A 4598-nucleotide genomic window follows, 5' to 3' on the forward strand; every position below is an offset into this window, starting at 1 on the left:
AAAAAGTATTGCCATCATGGCCACCCACATTCCGAAATGGAGAATACTGCCTGTATGCGAAATACAGCTTTGCCAAAAACGGCGCATTATCTTCCACACGAGATAAAGGAATGAGGCAGCACCGACGATCCCCATCTCCACAATCAGATTTAGATATACATTGTGAGTATGCTGTGCGAATAAGGTTTGCAGCGGTATCACACTTGGATACCAGGTAGACCATACGCTGAAACCTATCCCCGTAAGGGGGTGTTTAAATATCAGAATCAATGAGTTGTACCATGCTAACGCCCTGATGATAAGCGAAACATCCATATTAAAACCCAGTTCGATCCTACTTTCCATTGAGGAGGGAATAATCAACGGCAACAGTAGCATAAAGCCAATTCCCACATAGCGCATCGTCTTTAGTCTCAGCATTAGCAGAAAGACTCCAAATGCCACTGCTAGTATCACAATCCTAGTATAAGTATATAACATACCAAAAAGAATCAACAATGCTGCCATTGCATTAATCAGCTTTTTCGTCAAGTTCGTATGATATAAAACCAGACTCACTGCAAAAAAGAACGAAACTATATAAAATCCATTAATGGTCATGGCGGTAAACCAAAAAGATCCCAAGCGTTCCAAGGGATTTTGAATGGCAATGATAATCCCGTATAGCCCTACTACTGCAGCTACATATACTATACTCTGCATCCAAACGTACATTGAATTCAGTTCCAGGCGGAGATTAGCAAAGATTATCAGGATTATTAACGGAGTAATGACAGTACTAAAAAAATAGGTATAGCCCATTGAAGTATTTATCTTTATGGCGCTCAGGATGCCAAATGCCAGCAGCAGTGTTCCCGCCATTGGGTAAGGAATTGCAAGCTTCAGTTCATTTCGACGCAGGAATTCAATGAATCCCATCATTAACAGAAATCCCAATACCAGATAAAAGGTAAGCTCCATAGGCTTAAAGAATACAATCGCGATCAGAGGCAGACTGCTATGAATACCTATGCCAAACAGCAATGCATAGGCTACCCAAGCTACTATAATAAGCATCGCATAAATCAGATAACGTCCCGATATTTGTTGTGTTAAAGTTCCACACCAGATGCATCCGGCAATGATGATGGCAATAAGAATAGTTTGTAGCAGAGGCTTCAAGATTCCAATTAGCCTTGGCAATCCTGCCGAGTCTGTGCTCATATCCCGTTTCCCGTTATCTTTATCCTGTGTTTGTTTTTAACTATCGCTTCTTTTAGTAGGGCAATCACCACTGCTGCAAAGAATGCCAAAACGGTTGCAACGGCGCAGATCAAAGCTCTTTTAGGTTTATCTCTTCGTCCTGCCAAGCGAGGTTGATCAAGTATTTCCAGCGTGGGCATATCCTTCAGTTCTGTCAGTCGAGCAGCTTCATATTGCGGATACAAGAATTCATATATCGTCTTGTATACTTCCATATTCATCTTGATCTGGGCATACTGGGAAGAGATTGCGGGAATGCGGTCTATATCCAGCAAATATTCCGGTTTGGGAGCATTCCCACTGTTTTCCAGAGCTTTTATCTGAGTATCCAAGCCCTTCTTTTTCAGATCTAAGTCTATTAGTATTGGGCTATTAGCGCTATATTTAGACCTTGCCAGCTCCAGTTCGATATCCAGCTTCATTTTCTCTGCTATTAACACACCATAGGATTCAATCATAGACTTGGCCTGCGCTTCTAAGTCGACGGCTTTATTCTTTTCCTGAAATGTCTGGTTCACCACAATCAACGAATCCAGAATCATCCGCGTTTCTTTCACTCGTTCTTCCAAGAACTCCCGATTCAACTTACCCTGTGTAACCTTCTGCGTACGGTTGTATTCATCCAGACGCTTCAGATAGTAGTTTACTATATCCAGCGAAAGCTGTTTGCTTTTAGATTGGACAATGATGGTTATCAAACCGGTGTTTTTGTTAACCGAGAATTTAACCATATTGGATCTAAGCTTTTTTAAGGCATCATCCATATTACGTAGGGAATCAGGATTATCAAGCTTAAAATAATCTATCAGCTTATATTTGCGGATCACTTCCTCAGAAATTGTCCGGCTTAACATCACTGTAATAAAGTTCTCCGCCTTTTCCCCGCTGTCGGTTCCCAACAGGTCGGCTGGTAAACCAGAAAATCCTGGAATATCAAAGGGTATATCTGTTACATCATCTCCCACCGCAAAGAAACTGGTTTGCGAAGACCAAATCTCAGGTGTTAGAAGGCTATATGCAACCGCCCCAATCGCCACCACCAGCACGATCCCGATTATTAGTTTCCGATTCACCAAAATTATCCGCAGTAGATCAAAGAGGTCAAAGCTTGTTTGATTCATTTATCTCTTCCTTCATTATTATGTCCCGTCATTGTTTTTTACAGCTCTATCCTCATCCATGGATTCAACACATCAGGCACTTTGATGCTGCCATCTTCCTGCTGATAGGTTTCCAGCAGCGCGATCATCAGCCGCGGAGTTGCCAGTCCTGAGCCGTTAAGAGTATGCACATGGCGAATCTGGCCAGTGGCATCCTTATATCGGATATTAGCTCTTCTGGCCTGAAATTCTCCAAAACTACTAACCGAACTCACTTCCAGATACTTCTCTGAACCGGGAGCCCATACTTCCAGATCATAAGTGCGTTGCGAAGCAAAGGACAGATCGCCGGTACACAGATCCACTACCCGGTAATGCAACCCAAAGGCTTGTAATATCGCTTCGGCATTAGCCAGCATTTCATCCAGTGCAGTGGCAGATGTTTCCGGCTCTACAAAGCGCACCATCTCCACTTTATTAAATTGGTGCAGCCTTTGCAGCCCTTTCGTATCTTTGCCATAGGATCCTGCTTCTCTTCTAAAACAGGGCGTATAGGCCACAAACTTTTTTGGTAAGTCCTTGTAGTGTAGCACTTCATCAGTATAGATATTGGTAACAGGTACTTCCGCTGTAGGAATAAGGAACAGATCATCCTCATCAATGTGATACATATCGAATTCCAGCTTCGGCAATTGTCCGGTTCCAGTCATTGTTTTGCGGTTCACCGCCAACGGCACCATCAGTTCTACATAACCGTGTTTTTGCAGGTGATATTCCAGCATAAAGTTTATTAGTGCGCGTTCAAGCCTAGCCCCTTGCCCCGTATAGATTGGAAAGCCGCTGCCACTTAACTTGGCACCACGTGGAAAATCCAATAGTTTATTTATATTAGCAATTTCCAGATGGTCTTTTAAACGAAAGGCAAATTCTGGTTTCTCGCCATGATACTTCAGCACTTCATTAGCACTTTCATCACGTCCCACAGGTACTTCTGGCTGCGGTATATTGGGTATTCTCAAAAGCAACTTTTGCAGACTTTCAGATGCTTCACTAAGTTGCGCACTCAGTTCTTTTATGTGTTCAGCCACGCTGGCCATTTCTTCCAGCTCTTTGGAAGCATCATCTTTGGCCTTTTTCTTTTGGGCTATGCTTCGGGAAACCGCGTTCTGATGGGCCTTCAGGGTGTCAAAATCGAATTGCAGCTTGCGTCGCTGTTCATCCAACGCCACAATCGCATCCACATCCGCCTTTTCATTCTTGTTGCGGATGGCGTTCCTCACCAGTTCCACATTGCTACGTATAAACCTGATGTCTATCATGTACTCACCTTATTGTATCTATTTCTGGAGTCGAAAACTAACTCGAAACCTGTAACTAACAAGCCGTAAGTCGGACATCTTCTCCTTTTACATATCATTTTTTAATCTAGTTATATTTTATTTATTCCTCACCGCATACGCTCAATTCGGTCAAGACGTCTCAGGTCTGCAGGTCACACTTTTTTTATCCTGCATTCTTCATTTCCACTGCTGATTTATACATTGAAAGGATATTATCCTCTTTTTGTAAAGCTCTGCCTATAAGTTCGCCATTGATATCAGGGCAGATACTTTCCTGGTAAAAGCGCTGTCATCATTATTGGCAGATACATCCTGCGTACAAGCATTGAGGGGAGTGCTTTCCGCCAATTGTATAGCTTCGCCTAAAAAGGAGTAAGTAGCTGCAGCAATGGCTATTGCGTGCCCGAGTTCCATCTCACGTTGAGCTAATCCCGCTATGGATATAAAGCTCCTGGTTTCTGCTAAGTCTTTATTCATCTTCCAGTTACCTGCGATAATGATCTTACGCATCTGAACACCTCACAGAATTTTTACTAGTTTTATACTAATACTTTGAGCGGGGGTATTCGGTCAAGATATTTTTGAACAAAACATAGGGATGTTTTTCGAGACTGTTCAAAACTCTGTACGTCATTAAGCTGCTTTCCAATTGTTCTTAGAGAAAACTAGGTCGAGATGGTTCCATGTGAGCTTTTCTTGACAAATTTGGCAGAGCTTTGGACATTGTTTGATGACATCGCTACTGACGTACTCTGCAGCGGGTTTGAGAAGAATATATAAAAAGTATTTACATAGAACCACAAGCAAGTTAATTTAGCAAATATAACTGCTTTGGTTGCTAGTATCTGCAAATCGGGCACTATTTTATCCAAGTGGTTGCCAACTTGATCAGCCATAGATCAAGACGAAAATACCT

The 4598-nt window shown here is 42.4% G+C and carries 4 protein-coding genes; all 4 read right to left on the reverse strand.

Annotated features, from left to right (window positions below; all coding sequences use genetic code 11):
* Window positions 1-1203, reverse strand: a 1203-nt coding sequence (locus LHW48_09665) for an O-antigen ligase family protein (GenBank protein MCB5260718.1), incomplete at its 3' end; no start/stop codon positions are given.
* Window positions 1200-2363: a hypothetical protein gene (locus LHW48_09670; GenBank protein MCB5260719.1), complete on the reverse strand. Its 1164-nt coding sequence runs from the start codon at window positions 2361-2363 to the stop codon at window positions 1200-1202. The genes LHW48_09665 and LHW48_09670, both read right to left, overlap by 4 nt.
* A 38-nt stretch (window positions 2364-2401) precedes the next feature.
* Window positions 2402-3661: a serine--tRNA ligase gene (gene serS, locus LHW48_09675; GenBank protein MCB5260720.1), complete on the reverse strand. Its 1260-nt coding sequence runs from the start codon at window positions 3659-3661 to the stop codon at window positions 2402-2404.
* 258 nt (window positions 3662-3919) lie between these two features.
* The gene (locus LHW48_09680; GenBank protein MCB5260721.1) at window positions 3920-4192 is read right to left on the reverse strand and encodes a triose-phosphate isomerase; all 273 of its coding nucleotides are present in this window, start codon (window positions 4190-4192) and stop codon (window positions 3920-3922) included.
* Window positions 4193-4598: the final 406 nt, after the last annotated feature.

The organism is Candidatus Cloacimonadota bacterium, from assembly GCA_020532355.1.
Lineage (GTDB): Bacteria > Cloacimonadota > Cloacimonadia > Cloacimonadales > Cloacimonadaceae > UBA5456.

Coding starts and splice junctions, on each gene's coding strand:
- LHW48_09670 (MCB5260719.1), bottom strand. CDS start 2,363: ATGAATCAAACAAGCTTTGACCTCTTTGATCTACTGCGGATAATTTTG.
- serS (MCB5260720.1), bottom strand. CDS start 3,661: ATGATAGACATCAGGTTTATACGTAGCAATGTGGAACTGGTGAGGAAC.
- LHW48_09680 (MCB5260721.1), bottom strand. CDS start 4,192: ATGCGTAAGATCATTATCGCAGGTAACTGGAAGATGAATAAAGACTTA.